Source organism: Comamonas sp. Z1 (assembly GCF_008121555.1).
GTDB classification, from domain to species: domain Bacteria; phylum Pseudomonadota; class Gammaproteobacteria; order Burkholderiales; family Burkholderiaceae_C; genus Comamonas; species Comamonas thiooxydans.
The window spans coordinates 541,559-558,317 of the sequence record NZ_VOQT01000001.1 but is presented as its reverse complement, the minus strand read 5'-3'; the positions used below and the strand labels follow the sequence as shown (position 1 = coordinate 558,317).

At 61.3% G+C, this 16,759-nt stretch carries 15 protein-coding genes; 9 read left to right on the top strand and 6 right to left on the bottom strand.

Annotation, left to right across the window (positions count from 1 at the left end; translation table 11 throughout):
• Positions 1-2: 2 nt before the first annotated feature.
• From FSY45_RS02475 to FSY45_RS02465, 3 genes are all read right to left on the bottom strand, one after another.
• The gene (locus FSY45_RS02475; RefSeq protein ID WP_046460749.1) at positions 3-995 is read right to left on the bottom strand and encodes an HD-GYP domain-containing protein; all 993 of its coding nucleotides are present in this window, start codon (positions 993-995) and stop codon (positions 3-5) included.
• A gap of 15 nt (positions 996-1,010) precedes the next feature.
• Positions 1,011-1,640: a TIGR02281 family clan AA aspartic protease gene (locus FSY45_RS02470; RefSeq protein ID WP_171832495.1), complete on the bottom strand. Its 630-nt coding sequence runs from the start codon at positions 1,638-1,640 to the stop codon at positions 1,011-1,013.
• A gap of 135 nt (positions 1,641-1,775) precedes the next feature.
• The gene (locus FSY45_RS02465; protein ID WP_003063225.1) at positions 1,776-2,261 is read right to left on the bottom strand and encodes a YajQ family cyclic di-GMP-binding protein; all 486 of its coding nucleotides are present in this window, start codon (positions 2,259-2,261) and stop codon (positions 1,776-1,778) included.
• Positions 2,262-2,364: 103 nt separating this feature from the next.
• On the opposite strand from FSY45_RS02465, the gene murB reads away from it, so the two are divergent.
• Positions 2,365-3,462, top strand: coding sequence for a UDP-N-acetylmuramate dehydrogenase (gene murB / locus FSY45_RS02460; protein ID WP_039048477.1), 1,098 nt, complete (start codon positions 2,365-2,367; stop codon positions 3,460-3,462).
• A 60-nt stretch (positions 3,463-3,522) separates the two neighbouring features.
• Here murB and FSY45_RS02455 read toward each other — a convergent pair whose 3' ends face one another.
• Positions 3,523-4,014: a hypothetical protein gene (locus tag FSY45_RS02455; RefSeq protein ID WP_003063220.1), complete on the bottom strand. Its 492-nt coding sequence runs from the start codon at positions 4,012-4,014 to the stop codon at positions 3,523-3,525.
• A 262-nt stretch (positions 4,015-4,276) separates the two neighbouring features.
• Between FSY45_RS02455 and phaR the strand changes: the two genes are divergently transcribed.
• From phaR to FSY45_RS02430, 5 genes are all read left to right on the top strand, one after another.
• Complete coding sequence (gene phaR, locus FSY45_RS02450; protein WP_003063218.1) at positions 4,277-4,822, top strand: polyhydroxyalkanoate synthesis repressor PhaR; 546 nt, start codon at positions 4,277-4,279, stop codon at positions 4,820-4,822.
• Between the two features lie 215 nt (positions 4,823-5,037).
• Positions 5,038-6,420: a DUF1329 domain-containing protein gene (locus FSY45_RS02445; protein WP_046460750.1), complete on the top strand. Its 1,383-nt coding sequence runs from the start codon at positions 5,038-5,040 to the stop codon at positions 6,418-6,420.
• A gap of 144 nt (positions 6,421-6,564) precedes the next feature.
• Complete coding sequence (locus FSY45_RS02440) at positions 6,565-7,329, top strand: SDR family oxidoreductase (protein ID WP_003063214.1); 765 nt, start codon at positions 6,565-6,567, stop codon at positions 7,327-7,329.
• A 149-nt stretch (positions 7,330-7,478) separates the two neighbouring features.
• On the top strand, positions 7,479-7,871 hold the full coding sequence (locus FSY45_RS02435; RefSeq protein ID WP_003063209.1) for a VOC family protein: 393 nt from the start codon (positions 7,479-7,481) through the stop codon (positions 7,869-7,871).
• 421 nt (positions 7,872-8,292) lie between these two features.
• Entirely contained in the window at positions 8,293-9,549 is a 1,257-nt protein-coding gene (locus FSY45_RS02430; protein ID WP_223305636.1) for a tetratricopeptide repeat protein, read from the top strand.
• Between the two features lie 53 nt (positions 9,550-9,602).
• Here the strand turns inward: FSY45_RS02430 and FSY45_RS02425 are convergent, their stop codons facing one another.
• Together FSY45_RS02425 and FSY45_RS02420 are read right to left on the bottom strand one after the other, a co-directional pair.
• Positions 9,603-9,995 (bottom strand): VOC family protein, encoded by a 393-nt coding sequence (locus tag FSY45_RS02425; protein WP_046460752.1) that lies wholly within the window; start codon positions 9,993-9,995, stop codon positions 9,603-9,605.
• A 129-nt stretch (positions 9,996-10,124) separates the two neighbouring features.
• Entirely contained in the window at positions 10,125-10,688 is a 564-nt protein-coding gene (locus tag FSY45_RS02420; protein WP_046460753.1) for a TetR/AcrR family transcriptional regulator, read from the bottom strand.
• Positions 10,689-10,881: 193 nt separating this feature from the next.
• Between FSY45_RS02420 and FSY45_RS02415 the strand changes: the two genes are divergently transcribed.
• The 3 genes from FSY45_RS02415 to FSY45_RS02405 all read left to right on the top strand — a co-directional run bounded on the left by FSY45_RS02415 (position 10,882) and on the right by FSY45_RS02405 (position 16,683).
• A complete protein-coding gene (locus tag FSY45_RS02415; RefSeq protein ID WP_046460754.1) occupies positions 10,882-12,060 on the top strand; it encodes an efflux RND transporter periplasmic adaptor subunit in 1,179 nt (392 codons plus the stop codon).
• Positions 12,061-12,124: 64 nt separating this feature from the next.
• Positions 12,125-15,271 carry an efflux RND transporter permease subunit gene (locus FSY45_RS02410; RefSeq protein ID WP_046460755.1) on the top strand — a complete coding sequence of 1,049 codons (3,147 nt, stop codon included), beginning with the start codon at positions 12,125-12,127 and terminating at the stop codon, positions 15,269-15,271.
• Positions 15,268-16,683: an efflux transporter outer membrane subunit gene (locus FSY45_RS02405; RefSeq protein ID WP_046460756.1), complete on the top strand. Its 1,416-nt coding sequence runs from the start codon at positions 15,268-15,270 to the stop codon at positions 16,681-16,683. The genes FSY45_RS02410 and FSY45_RS02405 overlap by 4 nt, the downstream gene beginning before the upstream one ends.
• Positions 16,684-16,759 lie beyond the last annotated feature (76 nt).

Genomic DNA, 16,759 nt, shown 5'->3' with positions numbered 1-16,759 from the left:
GGTCAGCGTTTGCTGCCCGGCAGCTTGACCATGCGGTACAGCTCGGCGTTGCCGCGTGCACTGTGAATGCCAAGCTGTGCCATGGAGCGCAGGTCCAGATCCAGCGTCAGCGAGGAACGCGCCAGCGCGGAGGTGATGGCCGGCCTGCGCCCCTCCAGATGCCAGATGGGCGGGTACATGCTGTGGCCATCCCGGTCGATCACGCTGGCAATCTCGGGTTCTTCCAGACTTTTTCCGCGGCGCAGCACCACGGCCACTTCGCCATTGTCCAGCTGCACATAGGTGCCGGGCGGGTACAGGCCCACGACATCGATCAAGGCCTGCTTGACCTCATCGGCGTATTGGCCGCCCTGCTGCAGCACTTGCAGCGACTCGGTAGCCGAGCGGCCGCTACGGGTCTTGCGCGGGCTGATCAGGGCAGCATAACGGTCTACCGTGCCCAGAATGCGTACCAGACGCTCCAGCGGCTGCAACTGCGCCAGCGGCGCGGGCTGCAGCACCACATGGTGGTATTGCACGGTGTCCAGCCAGAGTCGGTCACGCACCATGAGCCGCTCCAGCATCAGCCGGCCCTCTGTGGGGTGCTGCTTGACGGCTTCGGCCTGCTGGCTGCTCAGCGGTGTACGTTGCTCGGCCAGCTGGTTCTGTAGCACGGTCATGCCGATGTTCATGGTCAGAGCGGCCTGGATCAGCGTGTCGCGTTCGGATTGAGGCAGGTCAAGCTCCTTGGCAAGGATATGGCACAGGCCCGCGCAGACCACGGCGTGAGACGGGCTATAGCCCACGGTTGTCGAGCTGGCACGCTGAAACATCAGATACAACGCGGCATCGCTGTCCTGCGTGATGAGGTCTTGCAGCCATAGATCAAGCTGGTGCAGCTTGATGGCAAAGCCGGGGATGCGCAGCGGCGCGGTCAGCAAAACCGCGAGTGCGGCCTCCAGATCCGACCATAGGCCCAGCAGGTCTTCATAGGGGTCGTCGTAGCGTGCGTGCATGGGCGAGAGGCGGGTTCAGTTCTTTTCCAGAACCATCTCATTGCCCTTGCGGGTCATCTGAAACCGGGTCAGCAGACTGTTGCCCAGCAGCACATAGGGCATGGACTGGGGGGCAACGACGGCCTCTATGCCGTAGACCTCCATCTCGCCCAGTCTGACGCTGTCGAGCTTGATGCGCCAGCCTTGGGCAGTGCCGTTGGCCGTGCGCATCAGGACGGGGGCACCCTGCTCGTAGGGCAGTCCCATGCGATCGGCATCGGCACGGCCTATGGCAATGGTGCTGGCGCCGGTGTCCACCATGTACTGCATGGTTTTTCCATTGATATAGCCGCGATCCACAAAATGGCCGCGCGAGTCGGCGATCAGGACCAGCCGGCCCGAGCGCGCAGCGCCGCCAATGCCGCCCCGGCTGCCCACGCTGACCGGAGCTGCTCCCAGGTGCACGGTCTGGCGCTGGCCCTTGATATCCACCACGGCGGAGTCGCCGCTGATCTGCAGCAGGCGCACCTCCTTGTGGCTTTCGTTGACGGCCAGCGCCTTGGGGGCACTGCCATCAATGACCAGCAAGGCCTTGCTGCCCAGCACGCCGGTCAGGGCTACGGACTGTCCCAAGGCACTGCTGGAGGCCACAGCGACTGAAAGCATGAGCCCCATGCGACGCAGGCGAGAGGCGCGGGGCAAGGAGCTGAGCTGGCCGCGTCGCCCTGTGGCAAGGGCCTCGCCCCCCTCTCGCAAGGCGAGGGAAGGGGAAGCAGCGGAGCTGCGCAGGGGGGGCTTCATTCAATCGCGGAAGTTGTTGAACGACAGAGGGTGGTCGGCCAGATCCTTGCGGATCAATGCCATGGCCGCCTGCAGATCGTCACGCTTGGCTCCGGTGATGCGGACCTTCTCTTCCTGAATGGCAGCCTGCACCTTGAGCTTGCTTTCCTTCATCAGCTTCTGGATCTTCTTGGCCAGCTCGGACTCGATGCCGTTCTTGACCTTGATGAGCTGCTTGACCTTGTCGCCGCCAATCTTCTGTGCCTTCTGGATGTCCAGGAAGCGCACATCGACATTGCGCTTGGTCAGCTTGTTGCGCAGCAGGTCCTCGACTTGCTGCAGCTGGAACTCGGCATCGCCGTAAATGGTGATTTCCTTGTCCTTGAGTTCGACGGCGGCCGATGTGCCCTTGAAGTCGAAACGGGTGCCAATTTCCTTGGTGGCGTTGTCAACGGCGTTCTTCACTTCGACGAAATCGGCTTCGCAAACAGTGTCAAAAGAAGGCATGTGTAATTCCTATCAGTATCAGAGCGGTAAACAGCCACAGTGCGCCGGGCCGTGATGTGCTGCTTGCCAGCAGCAGTGCAGACGCAGTGCGACAATTGGATGGATGTTAGTCGAGAAAAATGTTCCCCTGCAGCATTGCAACACCTTTGGCATTGCCGCGCGCGCCGAAACGCTGGTGCGCATTCGTAGCCAGGACGATATCCGTCAGTTTCTCGCCGACCCGCTATGGGGGCGGCAGCCTGTGTTCGTCCTTGGCGGTGGCAGCAATGTGGTGCTGACGGGCGACGTGGCCCCCGTGGTGCTCAAGATGGAAATCATGGGCATGCGGCTGCTGCGCGAAACCGACAAGCACTGGATTGTCGAGATCGGGGCGGGCGAGCGCTGGCATGACATGGTGGCATGGACGCTGGCCCAGGGCTATACAGGCCTTGAAAACATGGCCCTGATTCCAGGCACGGTAGGCGCGGCCCCGGTGCAGAACATCGGCGCTTACGGGATGGAGCTGCAGGATCGCTTCGACTCCTTGGACGCGATCGATCTGGTCACCGGCGAGCAGTTCAGCCTCAATGCCGCGCAATGCGCCTTCGGCTACCGTGACTCGGTGTTCAAACATGCACCGGCTCAGCCCAAGTACTGGCCCGTGACGGGCTCGACGGCTGTCCCGCGCGGCCTGGGTCTCAAAGGGCGGGCGGTGATCACCCGGGTGCGTCTGGCGCTGCCCAAGAGTTGGCAACCGGATCTGGGCTACCTGGATCTGCAGCGCAAGCAGGCGGAAAAAGGCATAGAGCAGCCGACTGCACAGCAGATCTTTGAATGGGTCTGCGAGATTCGTCGTGCCAAGCTGCCGGACCCCGACGTCATCGGCAATGCGGGTAGCTTCTTCAAGAATCCCACGGTGACGACCGAGCAATGCGCGGACATCATCGCGCGCGAGCCCAAGATTGTTCACTATCCCATGGATGACGGCTCCATCAAGCTGGCGGCCGGCTGGCTGATCGATGCCTGTGGCTGGAAAGGCAAGACCATGGGCCGCGCGGGCGTCTACGACAAGCAGGCGCTGGTACTGGTCAATCGAGGAGATCGCCACAGCCTCGATGCCAGCGTGACCGGCGGCGAGGTGATGACACTTGCAGGGGCAATTCAGACCAGTGTTTACGAGCGCTTTGGCATTCGCCTGGAGCCCGAGCCGGTGGTGATCTGACTTTGTCGGTACCAACAAAAAATGGAGCCAGGAGGCTCCATTTTTGATGGTGAAAAGCGCTTATTTCCAGAAGGCTGGGCGCAGCAAAATGCCCGAAATACGGTAAGGAGCCTTGGGCTCGACCGCCAGTTCCATGGGCACAAAGCCCTTGGTGCAGCTCAGCAGCACGCTGGTTGCCAGAGGTGTGGAGCTTTCCATGCGGCCAACCGTCTGGCAGCTGCCGACGCCAGTGCGCACGGAGTCCAGGGCTTTCTGCACGGTGTCGATGGGGGAGTTCTTGAGGAACTCCTCGTTGAAATTGTTGGCAGCCAGCTTGGACTTGCCGTCCATGGCTGCGACAACTGCCTGCAGGCGCTTGCGCAATGCGGCGTCTGCGGCAGCGGCATCCACATTGGCAGGGACTGCCTGAGCTGCGGGTGCTGCCTGCGGCGCAGCGGCCTTGGCGGCATCGGTCGCAGCAGCATCGGGCTGGGCCTGTGCTGCAGTCATGAAGCCGGCGGCAGCCAGCAGGGCGGTCAGACAAACAGCATTGCGTGTTTTGGTGGTAATCATCCGTTGAGCCTTTCGTCAAACAACGAGAGGCACTGTAAACCTTCTGCAAGCTTGATTTCGATAGACGGCAAACTGTTTTTTGTGAATAAATGGCAAAGACCTGATGCTGGCTGTGACGGTGGTGCGACTTTGTTGCAACACGGATAAGCAGGGTTGTCAGGGTTACTGCTTGCCGATGAGGCTTGTGCACTGCCTAAAATCTGTTGCACTGCAATAGCTCAATTGACGACGGGGCCGACCCCCAGAACATAAAGGACTTGCGATGCAAGAAAACAAAGAGGGCAAAGAGGGTGATGTCCAGGTGGGGAGCCAGCGAATCATCAAGAAGTATCCCAATCGCCGCCTCTACGACACCAATACCTCTTCATACATCACGTTGGCCGAGGTCAAGCAACTGGTCATGGACAGCGAGCCGGTGGTCATCAGGGATGCCAAGACCAATGAAGACCTGACGCGCTCCATCCTGCTGCAGATCATTCTGGAAGAAGAAGCGGGCGGGGCTCCCATGTTCTCCGAGGCAATGCTGGCCAACATCATTCGCTTCTATGGTCATGCCATGCAGGGCTTCATGGGGAGCTACATCGAAAAGAACGTGCAGATGTTCACGGACTTCCAAAGCAAGCTTGCGGGCCAGTCCCAGGGCATGAACCCCGAGGCCTGGAAGCAGTTCATGAGCATGCAGCCTCAAGCCATGCAGGGTTTGATGGGCAGCTATATGGAGCAGTCCCAGAGCATGTTCACGCAGATGCAGGAGCAGATGCAAAAGCAGACGGAGCAGATGCTGGGTGTGTTCGGCATCAAGCGCTGAACGAAAACTGCTTTTCCATAGCGGGCCAATGGCCCGCTTTTTTGTGTCTGTTGCTGGCTTCTGCCTGCGCTAGTCCTAATTGACGATGCTTGCGCTTGCCAACGGTCGAACAATGATTCCGTTGCTTCGGAATCGCGAGTGGGCAAGGAAGAAGAACGATAAGAGAAGTTCAATGACAGGTAGATGCATGGCGGATGCATCCAAGGAGACTAGGCATGAAGTTAGGAGAGGGCCCCCGTTTGCTGGCGGTCTTGGCTGCAGGTGTATTGTTTGTGGGGGGGGCTTGGGCCAAGGCGACGCCCGATGAGCTGACCAGGCTGGGCAAGTCCCTGACCTGCACGGGAGGAGAAAAAGCGGGTACAGCCAGTGGTGTGCCCGAGTTCACGGGCAAATGGCTGGGTACGCCGCCCGGCATTCAATACAACCCGCATGCAGGCCAGCACCCGGTGGACCCCTATGTCGGTGAAAAGCCGTTGCTCACCATCACGGCTGAGAGCCTGGCGCAGTATGGCGAGCGTCTGAGCGAGGGGCAGAAGGCCATGTTTGCCAAATACCCCAAGACCTATCGTATTCCGGTCTATCAGGGCCACCGTGACTTTCGCTTCTCGGATGCCGTCTGCGCGGCGGCCAGAAAGAATGCCCAGGATGCGGTGATGAACGCAGACGGTCAGGGCACAACGGGTGCGGTCAAGGGGGCGCTGCCCTTCCCGTTCCCTAGAAATGGACTTGAACTGGCCTTCAACAATCTGCTGCCTTCGCGGGCTTTCACCGAACACACGCTGCGTGACAACGCCAATGTGTTGGCCGATGGCAGCATCGTCTGGGGTCGTGCCGACAATCGCGCTTTCAGTCAGATCAACGACCCGGCCAACGCAGGGCAGCCACTGGGCAGTCCCATGTCCCAGGGCATGAATGCCGTCAAGTTGCCCGAGCGCGAGAAAGGCGGCGTCAGCGTGGTGTCCGAGCCGGTTGAATTTGGCAAGGAAAAGCGCCTGGGCTGGAGCTATGACCCCGGCACACGTCGTGTGCGCCAGATTCCCGAGTACGGTTTTGACCAGCCATTGTCGGGCACCGGTGGCAAGCTGACGATTGACTCCGATCGCCTGTTCAACGGCTCGCCCGAGCGCTACAACTGGAAGTCGCTGGGCAAGAAGGAAGTCTATGTGCCGGCCAATGCCTACAAGATTCACGGCAGCAACGTGAAGTATGCCGATCTGCTCAAACCCGGTCATGAAAACCCCGACTACATGCGCTACGAGCTGCGCCGGGTCTGGGTGCTGGAGGCTTCGCTCAAGGATGGTTACCGCCACATGTTCGGCAAGCGCGTGCTGTTCCTCGACGAAGATACCGGCCAGGCACTGATGAGCGATTACTACGATGCACGCGGCCAGCTGTGGCTGCAGGCGGTGGTCAATCATTACTACGCCTTCGACGCCCGGATCTGGCATGCTGGCACCAGCTTCTATCACGACCTGAACTCTGGCGGCTATGTGGCCTACAACCTGTTCCAGGAGCGCCCCCAGGGTCCCGTCTTGAACAAGGGCAATATGACTGCAGCCATGTTTACGCCCGAAGCAGCACGTAACGCAGGCAACTAAAAAATGAATCCGGCAAACAGCTTGTGGCGTAGTTTTTGTGGCTGCGGGCTTTTGCCATTCAAGTCAGGAGGCGCTTACGCCTCCTTTTTTATGTGGCAGTAGCAATGCCCTGCTCAGGGCTTGGAAAAACAAGAGGAGACGTCGATGACAAATCGTTTGCAGGGCAAGGTGGCGCTGGTCACTGGTGGTGCCAGTGGTGTGGGTCTGGAGGTGGTCAAGTTGCTTCTTGGTGAAGGCGCCAAGGTCGCATTCAGCGATATCAATGAAACGGCGGGGCAGCAACTGGCGGCTGAATTGGGCGAAGGCTCCATGTTCGTCCGCCATGACGTGAGCAGCGAGACGGACTGGACGCTTGTGATGGCGGCGGTGCAGCAACGTCTTGGCCGGCTCGATGTGCTGGTCAACAATGCCGGCATCCTGCTGCCTGGTGATATGGAAACAGGGCGTCTGGAGGATTTCAGCCGCCTGCTCAAGATCAACACCGAGTCGGTCTTCATCGGTTGCCAGCAGGGCATTGCGGCGATGAAGCAGGCCGGTGGCTCCATCATCAATATGGCTTCGGTATCCAGCTGGCTGCCCGTGGAGCAATATGCCGGCTACAGCGCCAGCAAGGCTGCAGTGTCCGCGCTGACGCGCGCCGCTGCGCTGAACTGTCGCAAGCAAGGCTATGCGATTCGCGTCAATTCCATTCATCCCGATGGCATTTATACGCCCATGATGCAGGCTTCGCTGCCAAAGGGCGTGAGCAAGGAAATGATCTTGCATGACCCCAAACTCAACCGCGCCGGCCGCGCCTATATGCCCGAGCGCATCGCGCAACTGGTGCTGTTCCTGGCCAGCGACGAGTCCAGCGTCATGAGTGGTAGCGAGCTGCATGCCGATAACTCGATTCTGGGCATGGGGCTATAGATGAAAGCTTGAATCTGACCGTTCCCCGGAAGGCCTTGAAGCGTTTCAAGGCCTTTGCCGTTTTTGCTGAGTAGGATGATGCAGTCAATGGTCTTGAGCGGTAAAGATGCGGCCGTTCAAGTTCGGTTGGGTTTTGAGAGGATGCCTTCATGAAATTGGGTTACACAATCATCTACGTCCCGGATGTCTCGGCATCGCTGGAATTCTTTAGCCGGGCATTCGGCATACAACAGCGTTTTCTGCATGAGTCCGGAACCTATGGCGAGCTCGAGACAGGGCAGACCACGCTGGCATTTGCCGCCCATGAGCTGGGCGCGTTGAATTTTCCTGGAGGCCATGTCGAAGCGCACAGCTCTGCGAAGCCATTGGGATTTGAAATCGCGCTGGTCACGGAGGATGTCGAGCAGGCTCATCGGAGCGCGCTGAGCGCCGGCGCCATCGAGATGGCCGCTCCGACGGCCAAGCCCTGGGGTCAGATGGTGTCTTATCTGCGTTGCCCCGACGGCTGCGTGGTGGAGCTTTGTACGCCCATGGCTGGCTGATCCGCAGAGATGCCTGCCCGCAAAGGCGCAAGGTCCGGGCCTGGCTTTTCGCACTGTTTGCAATATCGCGAACATGCGACGCAAATTGCACCCCGGCGGAGTTTGACCGGGCAGATCTCTGTGTTGCCTGGCCTGGGAGAGCCTCGAGCAGCAATGCTGTCCCGAGACAAGAGAGACTTCGCGGGCGTATAGCGGCTCTGTGACTACAGTCTAGGGAGAGCCTCGTCGGCAGTCATTTCCGTGCTGAGGCGGGTCAGTATGGTTTTGATAGCTGCCAACGCTTTATGGACAAGGTATTGCTTCTATATACTCCCATTTTTTTCTGTGAACAGGGGAAGCAATGCTTGCGCGATGGTCTGGTGCTTTGGTTCTGTCGGCTTGGCTGTCAGTTTGGGGTTGTGCGCAGGCTCAGCCCAGCGAAATGGTCAATGCCGCGAAGACAGGAGATGTCGCGGCACAGTACGAGTTGGGAAAAGCCTATCTTTACGGCAAGGGCGTGGAAAAGAATGCCGACGATGCCTTGCGCTGGCTGCGTCTGGCCGCAGAGCACAATCATGCGCCGTCCCAGTATCTGCTGGGTCTGGTCTATGTGCTGGGTGCCGAGGGTGTGAAAAAAGATCCTGAGGCAGGGCTGACACACATTCATCAGGCTGCAAACGCCGGAAATCTCGATGCGCAGAACCTGCTGGGAACTATTTATCTAAAAGGCGAAGCGGTTCAGAAGGATGCCGCAACAGGTGTCGCATGGCTGGAGCGCGCCGCGCAACAAGGCTCTGCAACGGCACAAAATAGCCTGGGCTTTGTCTACCGCAAAGGCGAGTTGCTTGCCCAGGATTTGCAGGCCTCGTTTCGCTGGTATCTGATGGCGGCCCAGCAAGCCGATGTGCTCGCGCAGTTCACGGTGGCCGAGATGTACTACCTTGGCGAAGGCGTAGAGAAGAACCATGCGGAAGCTGCGAAATGGCTGACCCCGCTGGCAGACAAAGGCGTGCAGAAAGCCCAATTGCTGCTGGGAAAGATTTGCTTCGAAGGCCAGGGTGTGGCCCCCGACTACAAGCGGGCCGTGCTGCTGCTGCACGCTGTCGCCATCCGCGGCTCGGGCGAGGCTTACTATGAACTGGGCCGTCTGTTCGAGCAGGGAGAGGGCGAGTATCGCAACGAAAAAGAAGCGATTGCCTATTACACCCAGGCGCTGAAGTACCAGCATGCAGCGGCGGCGCAGCGGCTGGAGCAGCTCTCCGCTTCGTCGCCAAAGTCCGCAGAGTTTGCGCAGTCCATGGAATACATGGAGAACCTGAACTCGGCTCTCAAGGGCAATGTTCTGGCCCAGTACAACGTCGGTGTCTTTCAATATCTGGGCAAGGGCTTTGCGCAACCCAACTACACGGAGGCCGCCAAGTGGTTCACCATGGCAGCCAATCAAGGCTATGCCAAGGCCCAGTACAACCTGGGCACCTTGTACGAAAACGGCGAGGGTGTGGGCAAGAGCCTGGCTCAGGCGCTCAAGTGGTATCGGCTTGCCGCCGAGCAGCAGGATGCCCCGGCCCAGTACGCGCTGGGAACTTTGTACCGGGACGGTCTGGGTGTGAAGAAGAATGCCAAGCAGGCTCGTGAGTGGTTGCTGCGCGCCGCAGAGCAAGGCCATGCACCGGCAAAAAAGGCTTTGGCACAGCTCTGAGCTGACAAGCGGGGGCCGTTTTCAGAGGCCCCGGCTTGCCAGCGCGAGCACGACTAGGCCGGCTCCGAGATCTCGATCAGGTTCAGGTCGGGGTCACGCACATAGATGGAGCGGATCTTCGATGTGGCACCGGTGCGCATCACAGGGCCTTCGGCGACGGGAACCGACAACTGCTGCAGACGCGCGATAATCTCGTCCAGCGGCACCGAGGCCAGAAAGCACAGATCAAGGGCACCGGGCACAGGCGTGTGGGCCTTGGGCTCGAACTCGTGCCCTTTCACATGCAGATTGATCTTCTGCCGGCCGAACACAAAGGCCTTGCGCTCCACGGCCGGGGTGCCGCCGATGAAGGATTCCAGCCGCATGCCCAGGACTTCGGTGTAAAAGCGTATGCATTGGGCTTCGTTGGCCGTGGTGAGAACCAGGTGGTCGAGGTGACTGATCATGACAAGGCTACTCTCTGGTTGTGAAAACGAGTGTGAAGGTACGCGAACTCGCGTTGCAGGGGAACGGCATGACCATGGTGCAGCTGGAGGCCGGCATGGCCGGTAAGGCTGCAGTCGGGGTCGATTCTGTCAGGCTGTCGCCGTCCCATCCTGGCGCATGACTCCCTGCAAAAACGCCTGCTCGGCAAGCTGTGCCAGCGGGGCGCGCGGGATGCGACCGCGGCGCTCTCCATCGATGAGCGCGATCACGGTTCCCAGCCACAGCTCGGTCAGCGTTGCGGCGCTGAAATCGATGCGGAACACGCCTTCCTGTTGGCCGCGCAGGAAAAAAGCGTCGACCTTGGGTTCCCAGATCGCATTTTCTTCCATGGGTTTTTCGACTTCATTCCAGTAATAGGTCAGGAACAGCGTGAATTCGCGGTGTTCAAGATGCTTGGCATTGAGGCGCTTGAGGGCATCGAGCACCGGGCCTTCCTCGATGCGGGCTTCGTCCAGCGCATCGTCCAGCGTGCGCAGGCTTTGCTCCAGCAGGCGCTTGATCAGCAGATCGCGCGTGGGGCAGAAGCGATAGAGCGTGGCCTTGCTGATGCCTATGGCCTTGGCCAGTTCTTGCAGCGTGGCGCGCGGGTGGTTGACCAGGGCCAGGGCCAGTGGGGGGAGGATTGCTGTGTTGTCGTGGGGGGCGGTCGTCATTCGTGGCTCCGGTTGGGGCGGATACGGATGAACCTATTTTGATTCAAGTGGCGGGCCTAAAAGCTTGGGATAGCAACTTTACTTGGTATCAAAATGCCATGAATCAATATAGGTCTTAGTGAATCAAATTTGATTCAAAAAATATTTTCATGCATCATGCGCTTCTTTCAAGATTTGACAAGACTCAAAAGCCATGAAGAAGAAAAGCCAGAATGTGCGTGCCTGGTCGGCCCTGGCCGCATTGGCAGCCGCAATGATGTTGGCCGGCTGCATCAAGTCGGAAGCGGGCGGACCGCCTCAGGAATTGCCGCTGGTGGATGTGGTGACCGTCAAGCCCAGGGCGCTGAGCCTCAGCGCTGAGCTGCCCGGGCGCATCGAGCCCGTACGTGTGGCGGAGGTGCGCGCGCGGGTGCCAGGTATCGTGCTGAGCCGCAACTTCAAAGAGGGTGCCGATGTGAAGGCCGGAGAGGTGCTGTTCAACATCGACCCGGCACCGCTGCGCGCGGCGCTGTCGCGGGCCCGGGGCGAATTGGCGCGAGCCGAGGCCGCGCTCTCTGATGCTCAGTCCGTGGTGCGTCGTTACGAGCCGCTGGTGGAACAGGAGGCTGTGAGTCGCCAGGATTTCGACAGCGCCAAGGCCGCGCTGCACAGCGCCTTGGCCATGCGTCAATCGGCCCAGGCCGAAGTCGAGGCGGCACGCCTGAACCTGGACTATGCGACGGTGAGGGCCCCGATTGCGGGCCGCATCGGCCGTGCCTTGGTGACGGAAGGTGCCCTGGTCGGCCAGGGGGAGGCCACACCGATGGCAGTGATACAGCAGCTTGACCCCATTTATGCCGATTTCCGCCAGACCGCAGCGCTGGCCACGCGCTTGCGTTCACAGCAGCAGGGAGAGCAGTCGCAGAAGAGTGCTCCAGTGACGCTGGTGGCGGACGGCCTGGACGATAAGCGCCAGGGACGCATGCTGTTTTCGGATGTGACGGTGGATCGCGGCACCGGCCAGCTTGCACTGCGCGGTGAATTCCCCAACAAGGATGGCTTGCTGCTGCCCGGCATGTATGTGCGCGTGACCATGGGCCTGGGCGAGGATCCTGCGGCCATTCTCGTGCCTCAGCGTGCGGTGCAGCGCGGCGCCGACGGACTGGCCCATGTGCTGGTGCTCGACGAGAACGACATTGTGCAATCCCAGAAGGTGAGCACCGGTGCCATGTACGGCTCCGACTGGCATATCACCGAGGGCCTCAAGGAAAACGCCAGGGTGTTGGTCGGAGGCCTTGCGGCAGCCATGCCCGGCACCAAGGTGCAGATCAGAGCTGCCGCTGCAAATCTCGCTGACGCTGTCAAAGATGCGGAAGTCACGGAAAAGAAATGAGCACTATGCGCTGGTCCTGCAAGCGCTGAATGCCAAGAAGACAAGCCTTATTCAAGGATAGACAATGTCCCGGTTTTTTATTGATCGCCCCAAGCTGGCCTGGGTGGTTGCGATCTTCATCCTGCTGGCCGGCCTGCTGGCGATCCCGGCTTTGCCCGTGGCGCAGTTTCCCAACGTGGCGCCGCCGCAGATCTCCATCTCTGCAACCTATCCGGGGGCGTCAGCCACCACGGTGATGGAGTCGGTGACCAGCGTCATCGAGGAGGAGCTCAACGGCACCAAGGGGCTGTTGTACTTCGACTCTTCCAGCGGTGCCACGGGCCTGGCCGAGATCACGGCCACCTTCGCGCCGGGCACCGATCCCGCACTGGCCCAGGTCGAGGTGCAGAACCGCATCAAGAAGGCCGAGGCCAGACTGCCCGCATCGGTGATGCAGATGGGTCTGCAGGTAGAGCAGGCCAGCGCCAACTTCCTGCTGATCTATTCGCTGACCTACAAGGGTGACGACAGCGGCAAGAACGAGGTCCGCCTCTCCGACTATGCGGTGCGCAACATCAACAACGAGATCCGCCGCGTGCCCGGTGTGGGCAAGGTGCAGTACTTCGGCGCCGATGTCGCCATGCGGGTCTGGGTCGATCCGCAGAAGCTGCTGGGCTACGGCCTGTCGGTGGCCGACGTGAATGCGGCCATTGCCGCGCAGAATGCCCAGGTGCCGGCGGGCAGCTTCGGCAGCCAGCCCGGATCGTCAGAGCAGGAACTCAGCGCCACGATTGCCGTCAAGGGAACGCTGAGTTCGCCCGAGGAGTTCGGTCAGATCGTGTTGCAGGCCAGGGCCGATGGCTCGGCCGTGCACCTGGCCGATGTGGCGCGTCTCGAAGTCGGCCAGCTCGACTACAGCTTTGCCTCGCGCGAGGACGGCCACAAAGGAGTGGCGGCCGCCGTGCAACTGGCACCTGGTGCCAATGCTATGCAGACCGCCAAGGCGGTCAAGGCGAGGCTAGCCGAGCTGTCGCAGAACTTCCCCGACGATATTCAGTACGCAGTGCCCTACGACACCTCGCGCTTTGTCGAAGTCGCCATCGGCAAGGTGATCCAGACCCTGGTCGAGGCCGTGGTGCTGGTGTTCCTGGTGATGTGGCTGTTTCTGCAGAACCTGCGCTATACGCTGATTCCCACCATCGTGGTCCCGGTGTGTCTGGCCGGTACCCTGGCGGTGATGTATGCGCTGGGCTTCTCGGTCAATATGATGACCATGTTCGGCATGGTGCTGGCCATCGGCATTCTGGTCGACGATGCCATCGTGGTGGTGGAGAACGTGGAGCGTCTCATGGCCGAGGAGGGGCTTTCGCCGCTGGCCGCCACCGTACGCGCCATGCAGCAGGTCTCGGGGGCCATCGTCGGCATCACGCTGGTGCTGGTGGCCGTGTTCCTGCCTCTGGCCTTCATGAGCGGCTCGGTGGGCGTGATCTACCGCCAGTTCTCGCTGTCGCTGGCGGTCTCCATCCTGTTTTCGGGCCTGCTGGCGCTGACATTCACGCCGGCACTGTGCGCCACGCTGCTCAAGCCTGTTGCCGAGGATCACCACAAGGAGAAAAAAGGCCTCTTCGGCTGGTTCAACCGCCACTTTGCCAAGCTGACCGAGCGCTTTTCGCTGCTCAACCAGCGTCTGGTCAGGCGCACAGGCCGCTATATGCTGATCTATGCGGCCATCGTGGGCGGGCTGGGCTTTGCCTATACGCGCATGCCCGAGTCCTTTGTGCCTTATGAAGACATGGGCTACTACATCGTCAGCGTGCAACTGCCTCCTGGTGCAACCGAAGCACGTACCGAGGCCGTGGTGCGCGACATGGAAGCCTATGTGCAAAGCCGCCCCGCGACGGCCCAGGCCGAGTTCCTGATGGGCTACAGCTTCTCGGGCATGGGGCAGAACGCGGCCATGGCCTTCGTCACGCTCAAGGACTGGTCCTTGCGCGGCAAGGGCCAGGCGTCGTGGGACGAGGTCCAGGCCTTCAATCAGCGCTTCGGCAGCTTGTCCGACGGTGCGGCCATGGCGGTGGACCCGCCACCCATCGACGGCCTGGGCAATTCCGGTGGCTTTGCGCTGCGTCTGCAGGACCGCGCCAATCTGGGCCGTGAGGCCCTGGTTGCCGCGCGCGACGAGCTGCTGAAGAAGGCCAATGCCTCGCCGGTGATCGCCTACGCAATGATGGAGAACCTCGAAGACGCGCCGCAGCTGCGCCTGGACATAGACCGGCGCAAGGCCCAGGCCCAGGGCGTGAGCTTCGCGAGCATCAGTGCCGTGCTGTCCACGGCCTATGGCTCGGCCGTGATCAACGAGTTTCCGAATGCGGGGCGCCTGCAGCGCGTGGTGGTGCAGGCCGACACGACAGCACGCATGACGCCCGAGGCCCTGCTGCGGCTGTATGTGCCCAATGCCCAGGGCGAGCAGGTGCCGCTGGCCTCGTTTGCCAGCGTGGAGTGGGAGCAGGGGCCGGTGCAGATCTCGCGCTACAACGGCTATCCGGCCTTCCGTATCGCGGGCGATGCCAAGCCCGGCCACACCACGGGTGAGGCCATGGCCGAGCTCGAACGCATTCTGGGCGAGATGCCGCGCGGCATAGGTTACGAGTGGACGGCACTGTCCTATCAGGAAAAGGCTGCTGGCGCACAGGCTCCCAAGCTGTTCGCACTGGCCATCGTGGTGGTGTTCCTGCTGCTCGTGGCCCTGTACGAAAGCTGGAGCATTCCCGCAGCCGTGATGCTGATCGTGCCCATAGGGGCGCTGGGCTCGGTGCTGGCCACCTCGGCGCTGGGTCTCTCGAACGACGTGTACTTCAAGGTCGGCCTGATCACCATCATCGGCCTGGCGGCCAAGAACGCCATCCTGATCGTGGAGTTCGCCAAGGACCTGCACGAGCGCGGCCATTCGCTGGCGGAGGCGGCATTGCAGGCAGCCCGTTTGCGCTTCCGCCCCATCGTGATGACTTCGCTGGCCTTCATCCTCGGGGTGGTGCCGCTGGCGCTGGCCACCGGGGCGGGGGCCTCCAGCCAGGCCGCCATCGGTGTAGGCGTGATCGGCGGCATGCTCAGCGCCACATTGCTGGGCGTGCTGTTCGTGCCCATCTTCTTTGTCTTCGTGCTCTCGCTGCGGCGCAAGCGCCCCGCAGTGCCGGAGGAAAAAAACACAGACTCCGAAGGAGAACCCGTATGAACGGGCGAAACACCATGCGTACCGCGACGCTGACGCTGATTGCCGCGATGCTTGCCGGCTGCTCTTTTGCACCGACCTATGAAAGACCTGCTGCGCCCATTCCCGGCAACTGGAGCGCGGCATCATCGGCCTCGGCTGCATCGATGCAGAGCTTGCACTGGAAGGATTTCGTGATCGATGAGCGCCTGCGCTCGCGTATCGAAACGGCGCTGGCCAACAACCGCGATCTGCGCCAGACGCTGCTCAATGTGCAGACAGCACGAGCGGCCTATCGCGTGCAGCGTGCGGACCAACTGCCCGGTCTGGAAGCGCAAGCCAGTGGTAACCGCCAGCGCCTGCCTGCCGACCTGAGCGGCACAGGAGCGGCCAGGGTGCAGAGCAACTATCAGGCAGGCGCCGGGCTGATGGCTTTCGAGCTTGATCTCTTCGGCCGCGTGAGCTCGCTGTCCGAGGCTGCGCTGATGGAATACCTGGCCACCGAAGAGGCCGCGCGCAGCGTGCAGATCAGTCTGGTTGCCGAAGTGATCCAGGCTTCGCTGGCGCAGGACAGCGCGCGGCAGCGCCAGGCCCTGGCGCTGCGCACCCTGCAGGCGCGCGAGAAGGAATTGCAGCTGATGAGCGAGCGTCGCAAGACCGGCATGGCCAGCCGCCTTGACGAGCAGGAGGCTCAAGGCCAGCTCGAGCAGGCGCGCGCCGAAGTCGAGCGCTTCGAGCGCGAGCTGCGCCAGGCCGGCAATGCTCTGGACTGGCTGGTGGGTGATGGCAGGGTCCAGCCGGCAGCAGATCTGAGCGCCACGCCCCTGGTGCAGGAGATAGGCCCGGGTCTGCCCTCAGATCTGCTGGTGCTGCGCCCCGATATCCGCGCCGCCGAATATCAGCTGCGCGCGCGCAATGCAAGCATTGGCGCTGCGCGGGCTGCATTCTTTCCACGCATTTCGCTCACGGGCTCCTACGGCTCGGCCAGTGCCGAGCTTGGCGATCTGTTTGCCGGCGGCCAGCGCTCCTGGTCCTTCATGCCGCAGCTCAGCCTGCCGATTTTTGATGGCGGGCGCAACCGCGCCAATCTGGAAATCGCGCAGCTACGCAAGGACATGGCGGTTGCCAGCTACGAGCGCAGCATTCAGACGGCGTTTCGTGAAGTCAGTGATGCACTGGCCTCCGTGGAGACGCTGAGGCGCGAGGAGCTTGCGCGCCAGCGCCTGGTGCAGACCAGCGCGAATACGCTCAAGCTTGCCGAGCTGCGCTATCGCGCGGGGGTGGACAGTCATCTGCGCTATCTGGATGCTCAGCGCACGGACTATGCGCAGCAGATGGCACTGATCGAGGTCAGCGCGCAGCGGCAGATGGCCCTGGCCACGCTGTTCAAGGCCTTGGGTGGTGGCTGGCAGGCCAGTCCTGGAGCCCAAGGTTGAGTGCGCCCAACCCGTTCGCTGCATGAGAGGAGCATTGGTGTGGCCTATGAAGCCGCTCCAACGCTCATGAGACTCA